Genomic DNA, 20,621 nt, shown 5'->3' with positions numbered 1-20,621 from the left:
GACCAATATGACGATTGAATTCAAACCCTCTCCAAGCCTCCCACCACCACAGAGCTCGGTCGGTGCTGTGGCTTGGATCCGTAAGAACTTTTTCTCTTCGCCATTAAACATCGCACTGACCCTTTTCAGCCTGTACATCTTGTACCTGCTGCTTCCTCCTATGGTGCAATGGGCGCTGATTGATGCCACTTGGCAAGGCACCTCAAAAGCGGCCTGTACCGCAGGCGGTGCGTGCTGGGCGTTTATCGGTGTTTACTTTAAGCAGTTCATGTACGGTCTATACCCAGCGGCCGAAACTTGGCGGGTGAACTTAGCCTTAATCCTATTGATCCTGTTGGTGGCAATGTATGCCGTCAAAGCCATTCACAAAGGTCTGTTAACAGCGGTCATCTTACTGGTTTACCCAGTCGTGGCATTTATCTTGTTCGCGGGCGGTATGTTCGGCCTAGAATCGGTTGAGACCACCAACTGGGGGGGCTTATTCCTCACCACCCTATTAGGCGTGGTTGGTATTGTTGCCTCACTCCCATTAGGTGTCCTGTTGGCCCTTGGCCGTCGCTCAGACATGCCGATTGTGAAGTCAGTCTGTGTCGTGTTTATCGAAACTATTCGTGCGGTGCCACTGATCACCATCCTGTTTATGGCATCGGTGATGATTCCGCTGTTCTTACCGGATGGCCTGAATTTTAACAAGCTACTGCGCGTCTTAATCGGCATCACTCTGTTCTCTGCTGCGTACATGGCAGAGGTAATTCGTGGTGGCTTACAAGCCATTCCGAAGGGGCAGTACGAAGCCGCTGACGCCATGGGCCTGACCTATTGGCAATCGATGACGCTAGTGATCCTGCCACAGGCACTGAAGCTGGTCATTCCAGGGATTGTGAATACTTTTATCGGTTTATTTAAAGACACCACTCTGGTTTACATCGTCGGCATGTTCGACCTTTTAGGTCGTATTCAAGCCGCTAACCACGATGCTAACTGGCTTGGTACAACGACGGAAGGTTACGCCTTTGCAGGCTTTGTTTATTGGGCGATCTGCTTTGGTATGTCCCGCTACTCGATGGCGGTTGAACGTAAATTAGATACCGGACACAAGCGGAATTAATTGACACTTTGAGGCCTTAAAACATGACAGAAAGAAACATGGCACTCGCCCAACTTGAGCAGGGCGAAGAAGCAATCATTCAATTCAGCGATGTGAACAAGTGGTACGGTGAGTTCCACGTCTTAAAGAACATCGACTTTAGCGTGAAAAAAGGCGAGCGGATCGTCGTCTGTGGGCCATCAGGCTCCGGTAAGTCGACCATGATCCGTTGTATCAACCGTCTTGAGGAGCACCAAAAGGGGCAAATCCTAGTCGATGGCATCGAGATGAATGACAACCTGAAAAACATCGAGACCATCCGTAAAGATGTGGGCATGGTGTTCCAGCACTTTAACCTGTTCCCCCATTTGACGATCCTTGAGAACCTGACGCTGGCACCGATTTGGGTACGTAAAACCCCGAAAAAAGAAGCCGAAGAAATGGCCATGCACTATTTGGAGCGGGTCAAAATCGCGAACCAAGCGCTGAAGTACCCAGGACAGCTTTCCGGTGGTCAGCAACAACGTGTGGCCATTGCGCGCGGACTGTGTATGAAGCCGCGCATCATGCTGTTCGACGAACCCACTTCCGCGCTTGACCCTGAGATGATCAAGGAAGTGCTGGATGTCATGATCCAGCTGGCAGACGAAGGCATGACCATGGTCTGTGTGACCCACGAGATGGGCTTCGCTAAGACCGTGGCCGACCGTGTCGTGTTTATGGACGCAGGCGAAATCGTCGAAGCCAACACCCCGCACGAATTCTTCGATAATCCGAAACATGACCGAACTCAGTTGTTCTTAAGCCAAATTTTGAACCACTAAGCTTGCTATTTGCGCCATTCCCACCTAAAAAGCCCCTTATGGGGCTTTTCTAGTTTGCTTAATAATGTCCTAATAAAGAAAACCGTTTTACTTGGGGATTCAGAGTGTCAGACCAATCTGTCGAACAACCTATCAGCACGCGGGTGCGCATCGTTCACCTCGCCGATCACACGGGCAAGCTGCAAGTGATTTTCCCGTATGAGAGTATGCTCGACATGGCCGCCATATCGCGCTTAACCAAGCGCCGTTTTGATCCCGTTGCCAACTACAATATTGAAGGCGACCCACTGATCAAACCGAATTCTTGTTCGACCATTATTGATCAATCACTGCTCGAGAGTGACGTGATTGAGCTGCGCAGCAGTGCTCAACAGAGTTACAAAAGTTATTCTAAAGACGAGTTTAGCGGTCGCTTTCAAGGCCCCTTATCGCGTTATGAGAAAATTGCCATCCCGCTATCTGAGATCGCCAAACCCGTGGCCGACCTCAGCCAAGACCCAGAGCAGATGCAGGCCGCATTAGGCAAGTTTCAGTCCATGCGCTTACAGGCGAGACTCGAAGAAACCTTGGAGATTCCGCCGCTGCCCGCCTCATCGCACCGTATTATCCAACTCTGCTCCAATGAAAATGCCGGCACTGATGATCTGTGTGATGTGATCAGTTTGGACCCCTCTTTGTCCGCGCAAGTCATTAGCTGGGCGTCGTCGCCTTACTATGGTGTGCGTGGTGAAATTGAGTCGGTTGAGGATGCCATCATTCGCGTGTTGGGCTTTGATATGGTGATGAACCTAGCGCTCGGCTTGTCCATGGGTAGCGCGTTCCAACTGCCACAAAACGGCCCACGCCACTACGAAGATTTCTGGCTCAGCGCCGTGTCGCACGCCGTGCTAATGGAAGAATTGGTGCGCAAGATGCCCAGTGGTGAACGACCACGTTTGGGCCATGCCTACTTGTCCGGTTTGCTGCATAACTTTGGCTACCTCGCCATTGCTGTGGTGTTGCCACCGCACTTTGCTATTTTGTCACGCTACATCGAAGCCAACGCCCACCTGCCAACAGCGGTGATTGAAATGCAAACCTTGCACTTCACCAAGGAACAATTAGGCGCTTGGTTGCTCAAACATTGGGGCTTGCCAGAGAGCATTTACACTGCCGTACGCTACAGCCAAACCGAACACTACCATGGCGATCATCACAAACTGGCACTTGGGCTGCAGCTCTGTCATCAGCTCTTCAATGACGAAGCCCCCCAGCCGTCAGTCCTGCAAGCCTTAGGACTGACGGCCGAAGACGCGAAATTGTGTCATCGCAAAGTGCTCAGCTCGTCCAGTGAATTAAGCAAAATGGTCGACCTGATAAGCGGGGCCAAATGAGCCTGCTAAATCTTAAGCTGGCGCAGCAATTTGACTACCGTTGGCATAGTATTGAGCAGGTTTCGCGCGTCACCATTCCGAAAAATATCTTACCCTGGCTGACCACCAGTCATTCGATTACAGCGAAATTACGCCAAGCGGGTCAGTTGCGCGTTGAAGTGCTCAGTGATGGTTGGCAAACCCCATCCCCTCGAGAGCGTCTACGCTTAGGTTTAAAGAGCCGTGAAGTGGCCCGCGTGCGCACCGTCATCCTGTATGTGGATGACACGCCGGTGGTGTATGCGCGTTCAATCATTCCAGCACGGTCACTCAAGGGGGCATGGCGTTATCTGCCGTATTTAGGCAACCGCCCGCTTGGAGGTTACGTGTATAAATCTAAAGCTTTACGGCGCAGCCAAACGGAAGTGGTCAAACTGCCAGCCGGATTGATCCAAAACTGCGACCAGCCCCTGTGGGCAAGACGCTCTGTGTTCATCGAATACGGCCCTGGGATTTTGGTGAACGAAGCGTTTTATCCTGCGATCGAACGCTTCACCAAAGCCGCCGGTCAATTTTAAAGAAAGTGATAACAGCTATGAGTAAACTACAAGATTACGCCGATTTAACCCGTTTTAACCGCCCGATTGGCTCCTTGCTGCTGATGTGGCCTACCCTTTGGGCGCTGTGGTTGGCGGCCGATGGCTGGCCAGAATGGCACCTAATTTTCATCTTCGTACTCGGCGTTTTCAGCATGCGTTCAGCAGGCTGTGTGATCAACGATTTTGCCGATCGAAAAGTGGACGGTTTTGTTGAGCGCACTAAAAATCGCCCTCTGCCATCGGGTCGCGTTTCCGAAGTCGAAGCCTTGGCTCTGTTCGCCGGATTATCGATTTTAAGCTTTATTCTGGTGTTGTTTACCGATTGGCAGACCATTTTGCTGTCTTTTGTGGGTCTGTTCTTAGCCGCTTTGTACCCGTTTATGAAGCGCTATACGCATTTACCGCAGCTGTTCCTTGGCTTGGCGTTCTCATGGGCGATTCCGATGGCCTATAGTGCCCAAGGCGGTAGCCTGTTGGATCCGCAGCTGTGGATGCTGTTTGTCGCCAACTGCTTCTGGACCATCGCCTACGATACCTACTACGCCATGACCGACCGTCCCGACGATATCAAAGTCGGCATCAAGTCGACCGCCATTTTGTTTGGCCGCTACGATTTGCTGGTGATTATTATTCTGCAGGGCCTCACTCTATCCTTGATGATGTGGATTGGCGTGATTGCTCAGCTGGGGATCTTGTATTTTGTTAGCTTGCTGGGCGCAGTGTATCTGTTTTATCAACAATTCCAGCAAGCAAAGGATCGCGACCGCCAAGCGTGCTTCCGTTCTTTCCTAGATAACAACCGAATTGGTTACTGCATCTTTGCAGGAATCTTGCTGGGATATTACATTTAAATGTGGCAATCATGTGGCACTGATATGACAATTTAACACAGCTGTCATATTTAGCGGCTTTAATAACTACCGTTCCTGAGATGAGGGTAAATCCTGTGACCGGTAAAAAAGTACTAATTATTGATGATGAAGCACCAATCCGCGAGATGATCGCCGTCGCGCTGGAAATGGCTGGCTATGAATACATGGAAGCGGAAAATAGCCAACAGGCACACGAGATGATCGTTGATCACCGTCCTGATTTGGTCTTGGTGGACTGGATGATGCCAGGTGGCAGCGGCGTAGAGCTGACCCGTCGCCTGAAAAAAGATCCAACCACGGCTGAAATACCAGTCATCATGTTGACTGCGAAAAGCGAAGAAGACAACAAGATTCAAGGTCTTGAAGTGGGTGCGGATGATTACATCACCAAACCTTTCTCGCCACGTGAATTGGTGGCTCGCTTGAAAGCAGTGTTACGTCGCGCGACACCACAAGGTGTGGACGACCCAATTGAAGTGGAAGGTCTACTGTTAGATCCTGTCAGCCAACGCGTTTCAATCGGCACAACGCCTATTGAAATGGGGCCAACAGAGTACCGCTTGTTAAAATTCTTAATGACTCACCAAGAGCGTGCTTACTCTCGTGCACAGCTGTTGGATCAGGTCTGGGGTGGTAATGTCTATGTTGAAGAGCGTACTGTGGATGTGCATATCCGTCGTCTACGCAAAGCCATTGGCGATTCCCACGACTTTTTAATTCAAACGGTTCGCGGTACGGGTTACCGATTCTCTGCGAAACGTACGGCGTAGATAGCATATGAAAAGAACTTGGCAACGAGCTTTCATTACATGGATGAGTGGGCTAATGGCGGTCATCGTCATTGGTTTCGTAGTGGGCCATATTCTTGCACTAGCCTTATTGTACACACTGGGTACGCTGTATTGGCAGCTGTACCAGTTGTACCAGTTCCACTCTTGGCTACGCCGTTCAGGCAAAGCCGCGCCCCCAGACGCGTCCGGTATTTGGGGCGAAATCTTTGATGCGGTGTATCGCCTACAAAAGAAACAGCGTAAGTCCAAACGCCGTATGCGTCAGGCGTTAAACCGTATTGAGAACTCCACCGCCGCCTTGAAAGAAGGCGTGATCATGGCCGATAGCAACGGCAATCTAGAGTGGTGGAATAACTCCGCCGGTTTGCTGCTAGGATTACAGCGCCCAGTCGACCGTGGTCAGCCCATTACCAATATTTTGCGCAATCCAGAATTCTTTAAATACTTCACGCAAAAGCGTTTTGGCGAGCCCTTGGTGATCAAATCACCTTCTAAAGAAGGGGTCTATTTGGAGCTGCAAACCACGCTCTACGACCAAAACGATCATTTGATTTTTGTGCGTGATGTGACCCGTTTACATCTGCTCGAACAGATGCGTAAAGACTTTGTCGCGAACGCTTCCCACGAGCTGAAAACACCACTCACAGTGATCAAAGGCTATCTTGAAACCTTGTCTATGTTTAAAGATAACCTGCCCCAGTCAATGCAGCGTGGCATCGTCAATATGACCGATCAGTCATTGCGCATGGAGCATTTGATCGAGGATTTATTGTTGTTGTCTCGCCTAGAGACCAATGATCAGAAAGAGCCGCATCAATGGCTCAAGCTGGAAGACATTTGTGAGACGGTACGCAAAACCGCCCTACCGATGATGACGGAACAGCATGACATCAGCTTCCAGATTCCAGAAGACAGCTACATCTACGGCGCCACCAGTGAACTGTACAGCGCCTTTTCGAACCTAGTCGTGAACGCCATCAAGTACTCGCCAGAGGGTGGTCATATCCAGGTGAAATGGGTGCAGCACGATTTCAGTGGTGTGTTCTCGGTCGAGGATGAAGGCTTGGGCATCGACCCGCGCCATATTCCGCGCCTGACGGAGCGCTTCTTCCGTGTCGACAAAGGCCGTGGTTCCAATACCGGCGGTACCGGCTTGGGCCTAGCAATCGTCAAACACGTATTGATTCACCACAATGCGAAATTACAGATTCGCAGCCAACCGGGCTTTGGCAGTACTTTCTCTTGTCATTTCCCAACGGATCGAGTGCGTCAAGAAGCCCTACTGGCCACTGTCGCCACCGACGTAGAAGGCAGTCCCGAGGAAACAAACGCGACTCTTGATGCCACAGAGCACTCGCCTGAGACATCGGCGAATACGCCATCGGCCTAGACCCTGCTAGTCACAAAAAAGCCCAATGCGAGCATTGGGCTTTTTTAATGCTGCTTGCTTACAGCGAGGCAAACAGTTGCTGAATAAAGGCTTCTTTGTCTGCGTCTTGGTCAATCAGTGACAGGGTCACCGTTAAAAACGCCGAGTCATGCTTTTTCTCCGTCGTTGCCACCGCTTGGACGAAATAATTCAAACGATTAACCTTCTGTTCAAAGGTCAAATCCAAGACCGCTTGGTCCAATACCGTCGGCACCACATCATCACTTTTAATCAACATGGTCGCTTCGTCTTTTGCAAAGTGGATCACCATGCAGCGAAACTCTTTGCCAGCAAAACGCACCTTGGTCGGAATTTTCACGTCCTTGCTAGCAACGCTGGGGTTGCTGATCTTAGGCGCTGGAGTCGCTTTAGGGTTCGCCGAGCCGGCCATTAATACATCCAGCGAGCCCGATGCCACACCACCGGTAGAGGGTGCCACATGGGATTTGGGGGCAGAATCCAACTTTTTATCAAGACCGTTGCGTTTGGCCGCTGACAACACCTTTTGAATCAGCTGCTCGGCGGAGAAAGGCTTGCCCAAATAATCGGTCACCCCAGACTGTACCGCTTCCACCACGTGGGACTTATCACCACGGCTGGTGATCATGACGAACGGCAGCGTGTCTTTCTTGTAATTGGGTTGCTCACGACACCATTGCAACAACTCAACCCCTGTCATTTCAGGCATTTCCCAGTCGCACAGCACCATATCAAAGGCCATTTTCTCCAGCATTTGCTGAGCTTTACGGCCATTCACCGCTTCTTCCACCGTCACCGTTGGAAAGCGCTTACGCAGCGTCCGTTTAATCAAGTCACGAGTAAAAGAAGCGTCATCTACAACCAGTATTTTCAAAATAGTGTCCTATTTGGTCTGCGACAATAAGTCTGCGTAATTCACAAAACGTTCGCTGAACAGCTTAATCCAAAGTAGCGTGGCCGCTACCACGGCAATGGGCATCACAAACAAATTTAAAAATGGAATGGTGACGGCAAACATCACGATAAAACCAAAAGTCCAGCATAACAACGGCTTTTCACGCAGGGAGGCACGCATGTCAGGAAACGGAATTTTATTGTTATCAAAAGCATAATCCATGTATTGCAAAGCCAGCATCCAAGCCGAAAACAGCACTAATAGAAACGGCGTCACCACATTCACCACCGGTACGAATGACAATAATAATAAGCCAATGAAGCGTGGTAAAAAGTAACCCAGTTTTTGCAACTCACGCTTCAAACTGCGTCCGGCAATTGCCATCAGGCCAGCAAAACTCATGTCTTCGTCAAACTGCTTACCGGTTTGGTGCTCTTCCACTTTTTCGGCCAAAAACGCCATAAAGGGCGCCGCCAGAATGTTGACCCCCACGGAAAAGCTGTAAAACATCAGCAAGCCAATAACGATGTTCAATAATAGGTAAAACAGCCAATTTAGGAAGGACAGCCAGTCTGGCATAAAGCCCATCATTTCCTCGACCGCCACCCCCATGTAACTGAGCGCCACCGTATACAGCAGCACCATCAAGGCAATGTTTGCTAAAATAGGGGCCAATAGAAACAAACGTAACCGACGAGACAACAGCAGTGGAAAGGCATCGATGATTGCGCCGACAGCGCTAAAAGGATGGGTAATCACGGTTTTAGTCCTTGTTACTAACTTCTATGAATAACGAATAGGTGCCTATTTAAGCATATTTTTTTGCTCAGCTGTGTGCCAACAGCCGTCAATGATAAGCTTTGTTGCAATCGCTAAAGGTGTTCTGTTGAGACGACTTTTGCAACACTTCCACACTCTCTCTAGGCACAAGTTTGCTACACTTTACGATTAACTCACCCGTTCATCAGATTCTAATAGGGATAGGGATATGAAACGTCTTTTCTGGAACACCCTGACGATGCTTTGCGCCACACTTTCAATGCACGCCATGGCCGTGTTAGAAGAACCGAGCGGCAACGTCATTTTGGCGGTGAGCGGTAATATTGAGCACTTCAACAGCCCGCAACAGGCACAGTTTGACTTTGCCATGCTGAAGCAATTACCCGCCTATGAAATCACGACCCAAACACCATGGGAAGAAGGCGTCCATCACTATGTCGGCTTTGATCCAAGCGACTTGCTCGAACAGCTTGAAGCCGATGGCAATGTCATTCGCTTAACCGCCTTTAATCAGTACATTACCGAAGTTCCGTTAACGGATTTTGAGGAACTAGGAGCGATCATTGCGTATCAGATGGATGGCGCCGACATTCCCGTACGCAACAAGGGCCCCTTGATGGTGATCTACGATTTTGATCAATACCCTGAACTGCGTAATGAAACCTACTATGGCCGTTCAATCTGGCAGATCCAATCCATGCACGTGTTAACACTAGGGGAATAAGTGTGACACCCGAGACACCCAAGCCTGACCAGCATCGCAAGCGCACCCTCATCAACCTGTTACTGATCTGCGTCTGCACGTCCTCACTGCTGACCTTATTGCTGCTGCCGTTGACGGATAGCAGCGCACGCCTGAATGCGCGCCAAGTATTTGATAGCTCACGCTGGCACTCACTACAGCTGCAGCTGCAAACCTATCGCTTGATGAACTATTTATCGGATTTGAGTGCTGAGGACTTGCCCGTCAATGGCAACGCCTACTTCCAATACGATTTGGTGTTAAGCCGCGTAGACCTGCTACGTAAAGGCGACTTGGGCCGCCATATCCGCAACTTTGCCAACGGTCGAGCCACCCGCCTGCTGAATATTATCTCTGGTGAACTGGAGCTCATCAGCCTCAATATTGAGCACCTTGAAAATGGCCGCTTAGATCAGGTGCCGATCATCATGGCACGCCTGCGCTTGCTGGATTCACAAGTGACCGACTTCGTTGTGATCGTCAACCAGGGTGCCAACGATTATGTCACCAATAAACGTGCCGAACTGGATGTGCAATTAGAATACATTCAGTGGATCTCAGTGATGCTGTTATGTCTCAGCGCTGGGGCATTACTGATCACCTTTAAGTTAGCACAGAAATTACGCCGAGCATTGCGTTACAACTATAACCTTGAGCGTCAAGTGCAAGCCATTCGCCGTGGCAAGGTGGAAGTCATTGGCCGTATGACCAATGAGCTCAAGTCCTCTCTCACGGGCATCATCAGTCACCTCTCATCGTTGCAGCAGCACAGTACCGAGCAAGCCGCCAAGGACGTGTTAGAGCAGAGCATCAGCCAGAATAGCCTGATCCAAACCCAGCTAGATGGCTACCACGATTTGGTCTTGATCGAAGCTTTTCAGCTACAGCCTAATGTCCATGAGGGCAATGTTCGCGACCAGCTCGAATACACGGCCCATGCCTTAGAACATATTTTCAGCGCCCACAATATACGCGCGCTGTGCCATGTGGACCCGCGTTTACCAACGCTGGTGGATGCCGATTACCAACGTCTGCATGAAATGCTGACCCTGTTGATCCTCAATCTGGCGCCCTTTTGCACCGATGCGGAGTTACTCATCAACCTTCGTCCTTCCAAGCTTCCACTATTGCACCAGCCTGCCAAACATGGTGATAAGGCCACCAAGATGGTACAGATTGGCTTACGCGACGCTGGTGCAGGACTGCCTGAGGCGATTCAAACTGGGCTGCGCGCAAACCCCTTTAATCCGAACAATACCGTACTGAGCCAAATTGAGCAGATGGGCCTGGGCTTTACCCTATGCCATTACTTAATCGGCGCGCTGGACGGTGAATTACACTTTACCAGTAGCTCAGGCAAAGGCTCGGAGATCTGGATTGATCTGCCGTTAGGCGTTGGCACCTTCGTCGCCGAGCCCGAGACCACGCCAGCGGCACAGTCCATTGCCATTTTGAACAGCAACACCCTGCTCGACCAAGGTTTGCAGGCATTGCTAGAGCCCCGCTACACAGTGCAATGTTTGTCTGAGGAAGAGTTAGCCATACTGGCGCTGAATACCACAGAAGCACCATTCTCATGGCTGTTGATCAGCGACAAGGCCACCTTATCCGCTGCGCAGTTAGAATACGTGACACAGTTGCAACGGCTATCGGTAAAGATTATTTGGTGCTCGACCTTGGCCCAGCAACATCCCGATGTTGACGCTGACGCGGTCTATCATTACCCGATCACGCTGAGCCAGCTAACCACCTTATTAGGTGCATCAGATTAGGAGTACTTATATGGTTGTGGATCACCCCCATTTCAAATCGCTCAAGGACATTCTTGGGCGCGATAAACTCGTCAAGGTGGCACGCAGTTACGAGCAAGACAGCCAAGCCAAGCTCATTGCCCTAGAGCAAGCCGTCCAAGCCGACGACCTAGACGATGTGACCCATCTCAGTCATTCGCTGAAGTCCGCCAGTTCTAATTTGGCCTTGGTCTCGTTAGCCAGCTTGTTCGCGCAAATGGAAGCCAACGCAAGCCAAGGTCAAACGGACGCACTCGGTGAGCTGCTACAAGCCGCCAAAGCGGAGTACCCAGCGGCTCTGCGCACATTACACGAGCTGTTGTGAGGTGCTGTCCAACAAAAAAAGGGGTTAGCGCTTAGGCGCTAACCCCTTTTTTTACAAGCGTTTAAGTATTACGCTTTCTTATCGTCTTGTGCCACTTGATCTAGCTCTTCGGTAGACACGTGACGCACGTTGACACCGTTAATCAGGTACACAAGGTGCTGACATAGGTGACGCGAGTGATCGCCGATACGCTCTAGTGAACGCAATACCCAGATCACGTTGAACACACGGCTGATCGAACGTGGGTCTTCCATCATGTAAGTGATCAAAGAACGAATCGCGGTCTTGTACTCAAGGTCCACAGAACGGTCTGCTTTGGCAACGCTCACCGCTAGATCAATGTCTAGGCGCGCGTAGGCGTCCAAGCTCTCACGTACCATGCGTGTCACCATTTGACCAATACGGCTGATTTCCACGTAACCACGTGGAGATTCGCCTTCTTGAATCAGTTTCAAGGCGTGATCCGCGATTTTCTTTGCTTCATCACCCATGCGCTCCAGCTCACCTACGGCTTTACTGATCGATAGGATCATACGTAAGTCCGTTGCCGCAGGCTGACGCTTCGCCAGGATGCGGGTACATTCTTCGTCGATGATGCCGTCTAACTGGTTTACCGTCGCGTCTTTGGCTTTGACTTCTTCCGCTAGCGGGCCATCGCTTTCTAGCAAAGCGTGAATCGCATCGGCTACTTGGTTTTCAACTACACCACCCATTGTTAAGAAGTGCTGACGTAGTGTCTCCAGTTCGCTGTTGAACTGTTGAGAAATATGGTCCGTTGTTAACTCTCTCATGATCGCAGTTCCTTATCCTAGCCGTAACGGCCAGTGATGTAGTCTTCAGTTTGTTGTTTAGTTGGGTTAGTGAACAAGCTGTTGGTGTCACCAAACTCCACCATGTTGCCCATGTACATAAACGCAGTATAGTCAGAAACACGTGCGGCCTGCTGCATGTTGTGGGTAACGATGGCAATGGTAAATTCTTCTTTTAGCTGGTGGATCAGCTCTTCGATCTTCAAAGTAGAGATCGGGTCAAGTGCTGACGCCGGCTCGTCTAGAAGTAGTACTTCAGGTTTTACCGCTACCGTACGGGCGATAACCAGACGCTGTTGCTGACCACCAGACATGCCTAGGGCACTTTCGTGTAGGCGGTCTTTCACTTCGTCCCAAAGCGCCGCTGAGCGCAGTGCCCATTCAACCGTTTCGTCGATTACACGCTTCTTGTTAATACCTTGAATACGTAGGCCGTAAGCCACGTTTTCGTAGATACTTTTCGGGAATGGGTTTGGCTTCTGGAACACCATGCCGACACGACGACGTAGCTCCGCTACGTCGGTGCCTTTTTCGTAGATGTTGGTGTCGTGCAGGTTGATTTCACCTGTGATGCGACAGCTGTCTACTAGGTCGTTCATACGGTTGAAGCAACGTAACAGCGTTGATTTACCACAGCCAGATGGGCCGATAAACGCGGTTACTTTCTTCTCAGGGATGATCATGTCGATCCCTTTTAGCGCTTCTTTCTCGCCGTAGTAAAGGTGTAAGTCTTTAACGGAAAGACAAACTTTTTCGTCTTCAATGCGCAGCGCCTCATGGTTACGTTGCATTGCTGAAATATCGATAGAGTGTGTAGTTGTTTCGCTCATAATAGTCTCTCTCCGCCGTCTTACATTTCCAGCGATTTGTATTTTTCACGTAGGTGGTTACGGATAGTAACGGCTGCAAGGTTAAGCAGTGCAATCACGATTACCAATAATAGTGCCGTCGCATATACAAGTGGACGCGCGGCCTCTACGTTCGGGCTCTGGAAGCCCACATCATAAATATGGAAGCCCAAGTGCATGAACTTCTGATCCAAGTGGATGAACGGGTAGTTGCCATCCAATGGTAGCGATGGTGCCAGTTTTACCACACCCACCAACATCAGCGGCGCTACCTCACCGGCCGCACGGGCTACCGCCAGGATGACACCGGTCATGATCGCTGGGCTGGCCATTGGCAAGACCACACGCCATAGTGTTTCTGCTTTCGTTGCACCCAGTGCCAAAGAACCTTCACGTACGTTACGCGGAATACGTGATAGACCCTCTTCAGTGGCTACGATTACCACAGGCACGGTTAGTAGTGCTAGCGTGATCGACGCCCACATTAGACCACCAGTACCAAAAGTAGGCGATGGCAAGGCTTCTGGGAAGAACGCTTGGTCGATACCTGAGCCTAGGAAGTAAATAAAGAAACCTAGACCAAAGACACCGTATACGATCGATGGTACACCCGCTAGGTTGTTTACCGCGATACGAATGGTACGTGTCACGAAACCTTGCGATGCGTATTCACGAAGGTAAACCGCCGCTACCACACCAAATGGCGTCACCAGCACAGTCATCAACAATACCATCATGACAGTACCGAAGATCGCTGGGAATACCCCACCTTCCGTGTTCGCTTCACGCGGCTCTGCGGTTAGGAACTCAACAACTTTAGAGCCGTAGAAGCCCATTTTCTCGGCAATGCCCATGGCATTTGGACGGTAGGCACGCACGATTTTCGCCACTTGTAGCTCATGCTCGCTGCCATCCATCACTTGCACGATGAAGGTGTCACGGTTGATTTCAGCGTATAGATCGATCAAACGTTGTTGCAAAGCTTGGTACAAAGCATCTTGCTCGGCACGCTGAGCATCAATGTCCGCCAGTTTCTCTGGTGTCAGCTCATCATTTAGCTCAAGACGGCGCTGCTCAAGACGCAGACGCTCTAGCTTGTGGTTGATGGCACCGATTTCGCCTTTTTCCACTTCGTGGATGTCGTCGTAAATCGTTGTCGCACGCTCAATACTGCGCTCAAAAGCAGCCCAAGTCGCCAACGCGGAATCGGTTGGGGTTAGGTCTTCAGTCTGCGCCACCACTTGGCCATCTTCTTTCACCGCTTTCAGGTAACCGTACAGGTTGCCCCACTCGTGACGTTCTGCGGCGAACAGCATTTCCGGCTTAGTGATGTCAGTGAAGTATTCGTCGATGATCCAACGGAAATCGGAACCGTACACATCACGGTTACCGGTTTTCATCAGTGAACGCACCATCAGATCATGATGCGCTTCAACTGGAATACCCGCTTCACGCAGCTGAGCCGCCGGTACTTCGGCCGACTCAACACGCTCCGCGACTAACGTGTAAGGGGTTGAGCCTGGTAGGCTGTACGTCCCTTGGTTAATGTCGGCTGGCCAGAAGTGACCTAGACCACGTACTGCGATCAAAGCCAATAGACCGATTACCATAATCACACAGATCGCCACCGCGCCTGCGTTTAACCATACCCATGGATCACCAGACTTCACCCACTGGGATACGGTTTGATTCTTTAATTTCAGTTCATTACTCATTATAACGATCCGTATTTCTTACGTAGGTGCTGGCGCACGGATTCAGCGATGGTGTTCACGATAAAGGTGAAGGTAAACAACACGAACGCTGCCAAGAACAAGATACGGTAGTGTGTGCTACCCACTTCAGACTCAGGCACTTCCACGGCCAAGTTCGCCGCCAAGGTACGCATACCTTCGAAGATGTTGAAGTCCATGATTGGCGTGTTACCAGTGGCCATCAGTACGATCATGGTCTCACCTACCGCACGACCCATACCGATCATGATGGCAGAGAAGATACCTGGACTCGCGGTTGGTAGCACCACGCGTGTCATGGTTTGCCAGTAAGTGGCACCCAATGCTAGCGAGCCTTGTGTCAGTGCTTTTGGCACCGAGAAGATCGCATCTTCGGTAATCGAGAAGATCGTTGGAATCACCGCGAAGCCCATCGCAAAGCCGACTACTAGCGCGTTACGTTGGTCGAAGGTAATGCCTAGATCGTTGGTGATAAAGCCACGGATGTTACCGTCGAAGAAGTTCAATTCGATCACTGGGCTCATCGCCACACAGATCCAACCAAGAATCACTACCACAGGGATCAGCAACATTGGCTGCCAACCATCCGGTACTAGGAAGCGCACACTTTGTGGTAGACGTGACCAGATAAAGGCAAATAGCAAGATACCCAGAGGTAGCACCACGAGAATGCTAAACGCTGCCGCTAGGTTTTCTTCAAGGAATGGTGCGAAGAATAGACCCGCTAAGAAACCTAGGATAACCGTTGGTAGCGCTTCCATTAATTCGATCACAGGTTTTACTTTACGACGCAAACCAGGCGCCATGAAGTAAGCCGTGTAGATGGCACCACAGATCGCTAGTGGCACCGCCATCAGCATGGCGTAGAACGCGGCTTTAAGCGTACCGAAGGCTAGCGGCATCAAGCTGTATTTCGGCTCGAAGTCATTGTTTGCTGCAGAGGACTGCCAAGTGTACGTTGGCTCTTGGTAACCTTCGTACCAGACCTGGCCCCAAATCGACGACCAAGACACTTCAGGGTGTTCATTGTCGACTGCAAAAACGTTGATACCATTGCTGTCTTCTAGCATGAGTGCGTTGGCACGTGGTGCAAAGCTGATCATGGTGGCACTTGAGTCACTCAAACGCTGATCAATGACCTGACGGCTAGAAGTAGAGTTAAAGATCGACACCACACCGCGATCGTCCAGTGTTGCGAAACCTTTACGACGGTGCTCCATCGCCATGTCCACTAGGCCAGTAGGGTGTTTCACATCACGGATGTAAGTTAGATGCTCGACGTTGTCTTCGTCACGAACGTTGAACCATTGGCTGACACGGCCGGAGCTGTCCGCCACCATCACAGATGATTGGCCTAATAGATAACGCATCGACACCAATTGGCCGTTGCCTTCAATTAGGTCAACTTGTTCTTTTAGTTGAATGTCGCTGATGTCACGAATATCAAACTCAGACATGTTGCCCTGTTGATCCGCTACATATAGGTAACGCTGATCACCAGAGATCAGCAGCGAGTGCGTGTCCGCCACAAATGGCAGCGCTGAACGTGATTCGGTTAGCTCAACTTCTTCGGTAATGAAGTTCACATCTTTGGTAACACGAGTCACTTGCGCCTGTTGATCACCCACTACCGCAATCGTCATGCGCTCTTCGTTATCACGGATGCTAAGGTGACGTGGTGCAAAATCCGCCGCCTGAATACCTTCGGTACCGTAAGGGTACTCAATGCTTGGGGTAATCAGACGCACACCGTCAGGGTAAGTGGTTTTGTAGTTTTGTTGCGCAACCAGGACACGACCGTCTTGGTAAGCAAACGCTACCATACGGCTGGTATCGGACTCGACCGCAAACGCCGTTGGTTCACCGATAGGGTTAGCGACCTTATCAATGACACTGCCATCCGCCACATTGAAGTAAATCATGTCGCCATTTTCTGCAACACGGAAGCCTACTTCAATTTGCTCTTCTGAGGTGAGGTATAAACTTTCACCAGACTCGGTCGCTGGCAAAGCGTAGCTGTCTTTTTGTTCGATACTGGCACCTGAGAATAGTGGTGCAACTTCATAAACTAAATAGAAACATATCAGTAGGACAGCCAAGATCACACTGCTACCACCGATGGCAATGCCAACGCCCGCAGTACGGTCTTTGAGCGCGCGAACTTTACGATGACGCTTAAGGGCCGGCGTATCGAAGTCTAGTTCGGGTATTTTTTGATCCGCTTTTGTACTCATCCGAATTCACTTTTTATGACATTTTTGTGACAGCTTGAGACGCAACAAAAGCAGGAGAGATCAAATCCCCCCTGCCCTTAATGCGTCCTGCAAGCTTTCCCTGTTATCCAGTTCTTACTGAATACCTAGGTCAGATAGGTATTTAGCAGAAACTTTAGCTGGTAGTGGTACGTAACCGTCTTTCACTACAACTTCTTGGCCCATTTTAGAAAGAACCATCTTAACGAACTCACGCTCTAGTGGAGCAAGTGGCTTGTTAGGTGCTTTGTTTACGTAAACGTAAAGGAAGCGAGATAGTGGGTATTTACCAGTCGCAGCGTTCTCTGGAGTCGCTTCGATTAGTTCACCGCCTTCTTTCTTCGCTAGTGGAATAGCGCGTACGGAAGAAGTCTTGTAACCGATACCTGAGTAACCGATACCGTTAAGAGATGTAGAAACTGACTGTACAACAGAAGCAGAACCAGGCTGTTCGTTTACAGAGTTTTTGTAGTCGCCTTTGAATAGAGCAACTTTCTTGAAGTAACCGTAAGTACCAGATACTGAGTTACGACCGAAGATTTGCACGTCACGATCAGCCCAAGCGCCGTCTAGGCCCGTTGCGCCCCAGTTAGTGATGTCTTCGCTGTGACCACCCTTACGAGTAGAAGAGAAGATCGCATCCACTTCTGGAAGAGATAGACCTTTGATTGGGTTATCTTTGTGTACGAATACTGCTAGAGCGTCGATTGCAACTGGGATCGCAGTTGGCTTGTAGCCGTATTTCTTCTCGAATGCTGCAACTTCTTTGTCTTTCATCTGACGAGACATAGGACCGAAGTTAGAAGTACCTTCTGTTAGCGCTGGTGGCGCAGTAGAAGAACCAGCTGCTTGGATCTGGATGTTCACGTTCGGGTAAAGACGTTTGAAGTCTTCTGCCCAAAGTGTCATTAGGTTCGCTAGCGTGTCAGAACCAACACTAGAGATGTTACCAGATACACCGCTTGCTTTAGTGTAAGACGGTAGGTTTGCATCAACGTCTGCCATTACGTTAGCAGAAACGCCTGCTAGGGTAGACACGGCTAGAGTAGCAACTAATTTTTTCATCACTTCAACCTCAATGGTTATCGTCAGTTTGGTATGAATTTAAAACTTCGTATTTGAGTCCGAGTTAGCTCGTTCTCTTTCGATGATGAAGACTATAAAGAGGCTTTGTGACAATAATGTTAAAGATTGAAATAAACAGAATGTTTTTTCAGCAGGCGCGAGCGCGCCTGCTTTTGGAAGGGAAAATTAACGGGCGCTGATTTCGTTCCAGTCCACTTCTACTGTGTGTCCTGGCCCAGCATCCAACAAAATATAAAACTCACCATCATAGGGTTCGAACTGGACGCGGGAGTGATCATCAAACGTCTTACTGGCGATAATCTCTTCGTCATAGGAAATCAAGTCAATGGTGACACCTTGTGCACTAGAGCCATCAGAAAAGCCACCTAAGCAGACAATGTCCGGCGTCTCCTTAGTACACTCAACAAATGGGAAATGCGCTAAGGCTACCTGCGACCAAGCGGCCACCAATGTGACCAGCGCAACGCGACGATAAACAGAATTCAACATCGTTTTATTTCTCCTGTAACTGCTGTAAAAATTGCACGGTCGCCGGAGAGGCTTCGGCTAACGACCATTGCGCATGATGAAGCGCACCATCCCAGCCTTCGAGGGTGAGCCAGAGGTCAGCGTCCGAGGCGCTATTCTCCGGCACAGGCATGCTAAAGGTCATATGGTAAGGCGAACCAAAACCAATCACCCCAGCGGTGCGTAAACTGCGTGGCTTACCCAGGCGCATGTACACAGCCTTGACTTGTTCAGCACACTCCTGACACAACGCCCCATTAAAGGTCTTCATATAACCCGCCGGACCATCCAGCTTAGGGCCCCTTTCAAATTGCTCCGCTAGAGTAATCGTCCACGGCCCGACCTGCTGAGTGCCGACGACGCGCTCCCCCAATCCATTGGCCCCGCCAAACAGCGACATCAACTCAATGTAAAATGGCGTTAACACCACAGGGATCAGGATCAGCAAACCACTTAAATGAAAGCGCCAACGAAACCAGCGTGAGTGGGTCTTGTGGTTCTTTTGCATAGCAACGGATGTACTCATGTGGGATCTCCTGCGAGGTTCGCGCGAGCGGTTTTCTGACGGATGGCGGCTTTGGTCGATTTAAAAGTACGCGTGGTCCAAATGCGCATACCACTGAACACCATCATGGTCAGCAACACGCCAAACAAGAAATACACCAGCTTTAAGGTCAGACCGACGAAATCGCCGGTATGCAGCGCGCGCATGGAGAGGCGCGTTAGCATCAAGCCGGGCTGATCGGTGACACGCATGGCTTCATCAATGGCACCGCTGTAAGGGTTCACAAGGAAGCTTTCATGCACCAACGGAAACGCTTGGCTGCGTCCCAAAATCCGATAATGACCGAAGGCGGTGCTGGGCAAATGCAGCACTTGGGCTTCCACGTTGTCATATAAGGCATTGACTTGTGCGATGGCTTGATCCGCCGAAAGCAAAGGCGGCCGTCCCTGTTCAGACGTGGGAATCTCATCACGGGCCACGTACACCGGCGCCTGCGATACCCCGTTAAAGGGCACCCCAGCTTCAAACAACAGTCCTTGAATCAAAAACCAAATTGACGTGACCGAGATAATGAAGATAAAGGGAATCGACCAGATGCCTGCTAAGCGATGAAAGTCGCCCCAGAAAACACGGGCGCCACGGTTGAAGCGTAAGCGCGGTTGTAAAAAGCCACGCCAGAATTTCTTATACACCACCAAGCCAGTAATCAAAGACAACAACAGGGGGATGCCTAAAATGCTGACCATGTACCAGCCCAAGCTGTAACGGGTGAAACCGGTATTGAACGGAATCAGCAACCAGCCATGGATCGCGCGCACAAACTGACGAAAGTTAAAGCCAGACGCCGCCCGCCCCTGAATTTCTCCGGTATAAGGGTTAATAAACACGTTTTCACTGGTGGAGTCGGGGTAACTGATCTCTGCCGTAAGGGCGAACTGAGACTTGACTGGACGTGTAATCTTCTCAACGTAGGCGCCCGGTGCATCGCGCTCGATCACCTCAATCACTTCATCAAAGCTGAGCATTTTTCCCGCATCCGCCGGCGGATTGGCGCGCACACTGCTATCAAATAACCAGATAATTTCCTGGCTCACGGTGGCAATCGTGCCCGTCAAACAGACAAAGAACAGAAACAGCCAGATAGGCATGGCCAACCAGCTGTGCAGCAAAAACCACCATTGCGTGCGCTTGCGCGGTGCTTTGGCTTCAATATTGGGGTTCATAACAGGGACCTAGACTAGTGAAAACAGCTGAAACCACGTTGGGCTTCACTGGCTATGACGTTTGAGCGCTGGCAAAAGGGAACTGCCCTGCTCCGATTTCGTATTTTTTGCACAATACAATTATGCTCATAATGCCGGTTATAACGCCCGATTTTGGCTAAATAAGCGGCAAATCATTCACTATTCCCAAGAT

20 protein-coding genes are annotated in these 20,621 nt (G+C 50.3%); 10 read left to right on the top strand and 10 right to left on the bottom strand.

Annotated elements, in window-relative coordinates; all coding sequences use genetic code 11:
- Positions 1-7: 7 nt before the first annotated feature.
- The 7 genes from MAQ5080_RS09160 (at position 8) to phoR (ending at position 6,915) form a co-directional block, all read left to right on the top strand.
- Positions 8-1,108, top strand: coding sequence for an amino acid ABC transporter permease (locus MAQ5080_RS09160; RefSeq protein ID WP_067205893.1), 1,101 nt, complete (start codon positions 8-10; stop codon positions 1,106-1,108).
- A gap of 23 nt (positions 1,109-1,131) precedes the next feature.
- Positions 1,132-1,911: an amino acid ABC transporter ATP-binding protein gene (locus MAQ5080_RS09155; RefSeq protein ID WP_067205890.1), complete on the top strand. Its 780-nt coding sequence runs from the start codon at positions 1,132-1,134 to the stop codon at positions 1,909-1,911.
- Positions 1,912-2,015: 104 nt separating this feature from the next.
- Entirely contained in the window at positions 2,016-3,284 is a 1,269-nt protein-coding gene (locus MAQ5080_RS09150; protein ID WP_067205887.1) for an HDOD domain-containing protein, read from the top strand.
- Entirely contained in the window at positions 3,281-3,841 is a 561-nt protein-coding gene (locus MAQ5080_RS09145; RefSeq protein ID WP_067205884.1) for a chorismate--pyruvate lyase family protein, read from the top strand. The genes MAQ5080_RS09150 and MAQ5080_RS09145 overlap by 4 nt, the downstream gene beginning before the upstream one ends.
- Before the next feature lie 17 nt (positions 3,842-3,858).
- Positions 3,859-4,713, top strand: a complete 855-nt coding sequence (gene ubiA / locus MAQ5080_RS09140) for a 4-hydroxybenzoate octaprenyltransferase (protein WP_067205881.1) — start codon at positions 3,859-3,861, stop codon at positions 4,711-4,713.
- Between the two features lie 95 nt (positions 4,714-4,808).
- Positions 4,809-5,504: a phosphate regulon transcriptional regulator PhoB gene (gene phoB, locus MAQ5080_RS09135; RefSeq protein ID WP_067205877.1), complete on the top strand. Its 696-nt coding sequence runs from the start codon at positions 4,809-4,811 to the stop codon at positions 5,502-5,504.
- Between the two features lie 55 nt (positions 5,505-5,559).
- Positions 5,560-6,915, top strand: a complete 1,356-nt coding sequence (phoR, locus tag MAQ5080_RS09130) for a phosphate regulon sensor histidine kinase PhoR (RefSeq protein ID WP_231870778.1) — start codon at positions 5,560-5,562, stop codon at positions 6,913-6,915.
- A 58-nt stretch (positions 6,916-6,973) separates the two neighbouring features.
- Here the strand turns inward: phoR and MAQ5080_RS09125 are convergent, their stop codons facing one another.
- Together MAQ5080_RS09125 and cysZ are read right to left on the bottom strand one after the other, a co-directional pair.
- On the bottom strand, positions 6,974-7,807 hold the full coding sequence (locus MAQ5080_RS09125) for a response regulator (protein WP_231870777.1): 834 nt from the start codon (positions 7,805-7,807) through the stop codon (positions 6,974-6,976).
- 9 nt (positions 7,808-7,816) lie between these two features.
- Positions 7,817-8,587, bottom strand: a complete 771-nt coding sequence (gene cysZ / locus MAQ5080_RS09120; protein WP_067205869.1) for a sulfate transporter CysZ — start codon at positions 8,585-8,587, stop codon at positions 7,817-7,819.
- A 229-nt stretch (positions 8,588-8,816) separates the two neighbouring features.
- Here cysZ and MAQ5080_RS09115 point away from each other — a divergent pair, with 229 nt between their 5' ends.
- The 3 genes from MAQ5080_RS09115 to MAQ5080_RS09105 are packed head-to-tail and all read left to right on the top strand — an operon-like array spanning position 8,817 to position 11,465.
- Positions 8,817-9,332 carry a putative pterin-binding protein gene (locus MAQ5080_RS09115; protein WP_082861004.1) on the top strand — a complete coding sequence of 172 codons (516 nt, stop codon included), beginning with the start codon at positions 8,817-8,819 and terminating at the stop codon, positions 9,330-9,332.
- A gap of 2 nt (positions 9,333-9,334) precedes the next feature.
- Positions 9,335-11,122, top strand: coding sequence for a sensor histidine kinase (locus tag MAQ5080_RS09110; protein ID WP_067205866.1), 1,788 nt, complete (start codon positions 9,335-9,337; stop codon positions 11,120-11,122).
- Between the two features lie 10 nt (positions 11,123-11,132).
- The gene (locus MAQ5080_RS09105; RefSeq protein WP_067205861.1) at positions 11,133-11,465 is read left to right on the top strand and encodes an Hpt domain-containing protein; all 333 of its coding nucleotides are present in this window, start codon (positions 11,133-11,135) and stop codon (positions 11,463-11,465) included.
- 68 nt (positions 11,466-11,533) lie between these two features.
- Here MAQ5080_RS09105 and phoU read toward each other — a convergent pair whose 3' ends face one another.
- The 8 genes from phoU to MAQ5080_RS09065 all read right to left on the bottom strand — a co-directional run bounded on the left by phoU (position 11,534) and on the right by MAQ5080_RS09065 (position 20,428).
- Positions 11,534-12,256, bottom strand: a complete 723-nt coding sequence (phoU, locus tag MAQ5080_RS09100) for a phosphate signaling complex protein PhoU (protein ID WP_067205858.1) — start codon at positions 12,254-12,256, stop codon at positions 11,534-11,536.
- 17 nt (positions 12,257-12,273) lie between these two features.
- On the bottom strand, positions 12,274-13,104 hold the full coding sequence (pstB, locus tag MAQ5080_RS09095) for a phosphate ABC transporter ATP-binding protein PstB (protein ID WP_067205855.1): 831 nt from the start codon (positions 13,102-13,104) through the stop codon (positions 12,274-12,276).
- 20 nt (positions 13,105-13,124) lie between these two features.
- Complete coding sequence (gene pstA / locus MAQ5080_RS09090; protein WP_197464550.1) at positions 13,125-14,837, bottom strand: phosphate ABC transporter permease PstA; 1,713 nt, start codon at positions 14,835-14,837, stop codon at positions 13,125-13,127.
- Positions 14,837-17,089: an ABC transporter permease subunit gene (locus tag MAQ5080_RS09085; protein ID WP_067205852.1), complete on the bottom strand. Its 2,253-nt coding sequence runs from the start codon at positions 17,087-17,089 to the stop codon at positions 14,837-14,839. The genes pstA and MAQ5080_RS09085 overlap by 1 nt, the downstream gene beginning before the upstream one ends.
- 114 nt (positions 17,090-17,203) lie before the next feature.
- Complete coding sequence (locus MAQ5080_RS09080) at positions 17,204-18,172, bottom strand: PstS family phosphate ABC transporter substrate-binding protein (protein ID WP_082861003.1); 969 nt, start codon at positions 18,170-18,172, stop codon at positions 17,204-17,206.
- 186 nt (positions 18,173-18,358) lie between these two features.
- Positions 18,359-18,682: a hypothetical protein gene (locus tag MAQ5080_RS09075; RefSeq protein WP_067205849.1), complete on the bottom strand. Its 324-nt coding sequence runs from the start codon at positions 18,680-18,682 to the stop codon at positions 18,359-18,361.
- A gap of 4 nt (positions 18,683-18,686) precedes the next feature.
- Complete coding sequence (locus MAQ5080_RS09070; RefSeq protein ID WP_067205846.1) at positions 18,687-19,226, bottom strand: PA2404 family protein; 540 nt, start codon at positions 19,224-19,226, stop codon at positions 18,687-18,689.
- Positions 19,223-20,428: a PepSY-associated TM helix domain-containing protein gene (locus tag MAQ5080_RS09065; protein ID WP_067205843.1), complete on the bottom strand. Its 1,206-nt coding sequence runs from the start codon at positions 20,426-20,428 to the stop codon at positions 19,223-19,225. The genes MAQ5080_RS09070 and MAQ5080_RS09065 overlap by 4 nt, the downstream gene beginning before the upstream one ends.
- Between the last annotated feature and the right edge of the window lie 193 nt (positions 20,429-20,621).

Source organism: Marinomonas aquimarina (assembly GCF_900089755.1).
Classification (GTDB): domain Bacteria; phylum Pseudomonadota; class Gammaproteobacteria; order Pseudomonadales; family Marinomonadaceae; genus Marinomonas; species Marinomonas aquimarina.
Note: the sequence above shows the minus strand (reverse complement) of the source record. Positions and strands in the feature narration are given on the sequence as shown.

Excerpts from the sequence above, each read along its gene's own strand:
- MAQ5080_RS09160 (WP_067205893.1), top strand. The coding sequence starts at position 8 with ATGACGATTGAATTCAAACCCTCTCCAAGCCTCCCACCACCACAGAGC.
- MAQ5080_RS09155 (WP_067205890.1), top strand. The coding sequence starts at position 1,132 with ATGACAGAAAGAAACATGGCACTCGCCCAACTTGAGCAGGGCGAAGAA.
- MAQ5080_RS09145 (WP_067205884.1), top strand. The coding sequence starts at position 3,281 with ATGAGCCTGCTAAATCTTAAGCTGGCGCAGCAATTTGACTACCGTTGG.
- ubiA (WP_067205881.1), top strand. The coding sequence starts at position 3,859 with ATGAGTAAACTACAAGATTACGCCGATTTAACCCGTTTTAACCGCCCG.
- phoR (WP_231870778.1), top strand. The coding sequence starts at position 5,560 with ATGGCGGTCATCGTCATTGGTTTCGTAGTGGGCCATATTCTTGCACTA.
- MAQ5080_RS09115 (WP_082861004.1), top strand. The coding sequence starts at position 8,817 with ATGAAACGTCTTTTCTGGAACACCCTGACGATGCTTTGCGCCACACTT.
- MAQ5080_RS09105 (WP_067205861.1), top strand. The coding sequence starts at position 11,133 with ATGGTTGTGGATCACCCCCATTTCAAATCGCTCAAGGACATTCTTGGG.
- phoU (WP_067205858.1), bottom strand. The coding sequence starts at position 12,256 with ATGAGAGAGTTAACAACGGACCATATTTCTCAACAGTTCAACAGCGAA.
- pstB (WP_067205855.1), bottom strand. The coding sequence starts at position 13,104 with ATGAGCGAAACAACTACACACTCTATCGATATTTCAGCAATGCAACGT.
- pstA (WP_197464550.1), bottom strand. The coding sequence starts at position 14,837 with ATGAGTAATGAACTGAAATTAAAGAATCAAACCGTATCCCAGTGGGTG.
- MAQ5080_RS09085 (WP_067205852.1), bottom strand. The coding sequence starts at position 17,089 with ATGAGTACAAAAGCGGATCAAAAAATACCCGAACTAGACTTCGATACG.
- MAQ5080_RS09080 (WP_082861003.1), bottom strand. The coding sequence starts at position 18,172 with ATGAAAAAATTAGTTGCTACTCTAGCCGTGTCTACCCTAGCAGGCGTT.
- MAQ5080_RS09075 (WP_067205849.1), bottom strand. The coding sequence starts at position 18,682 with ATGTTGAATTCTGTTTATCGTCGCGTTGCGCTGGTCACATTGGTGGCC.
- MAQ5080_RS09070 (WP_067205846.1), bottom strand. The coding sequence starts at position 19,226 with ATGAGTACATCCGTTGCTATGCAAAAGAACCACAAGACCCACTCACGC.
- MAQ5080_RS09065 (WP_067205843.1), bottom strand. The coding sequence starts at position 20,428 with ATGAACCCCAATATTGAAGCCAAAGCACCGCGCAAGCGCACGCAATGG.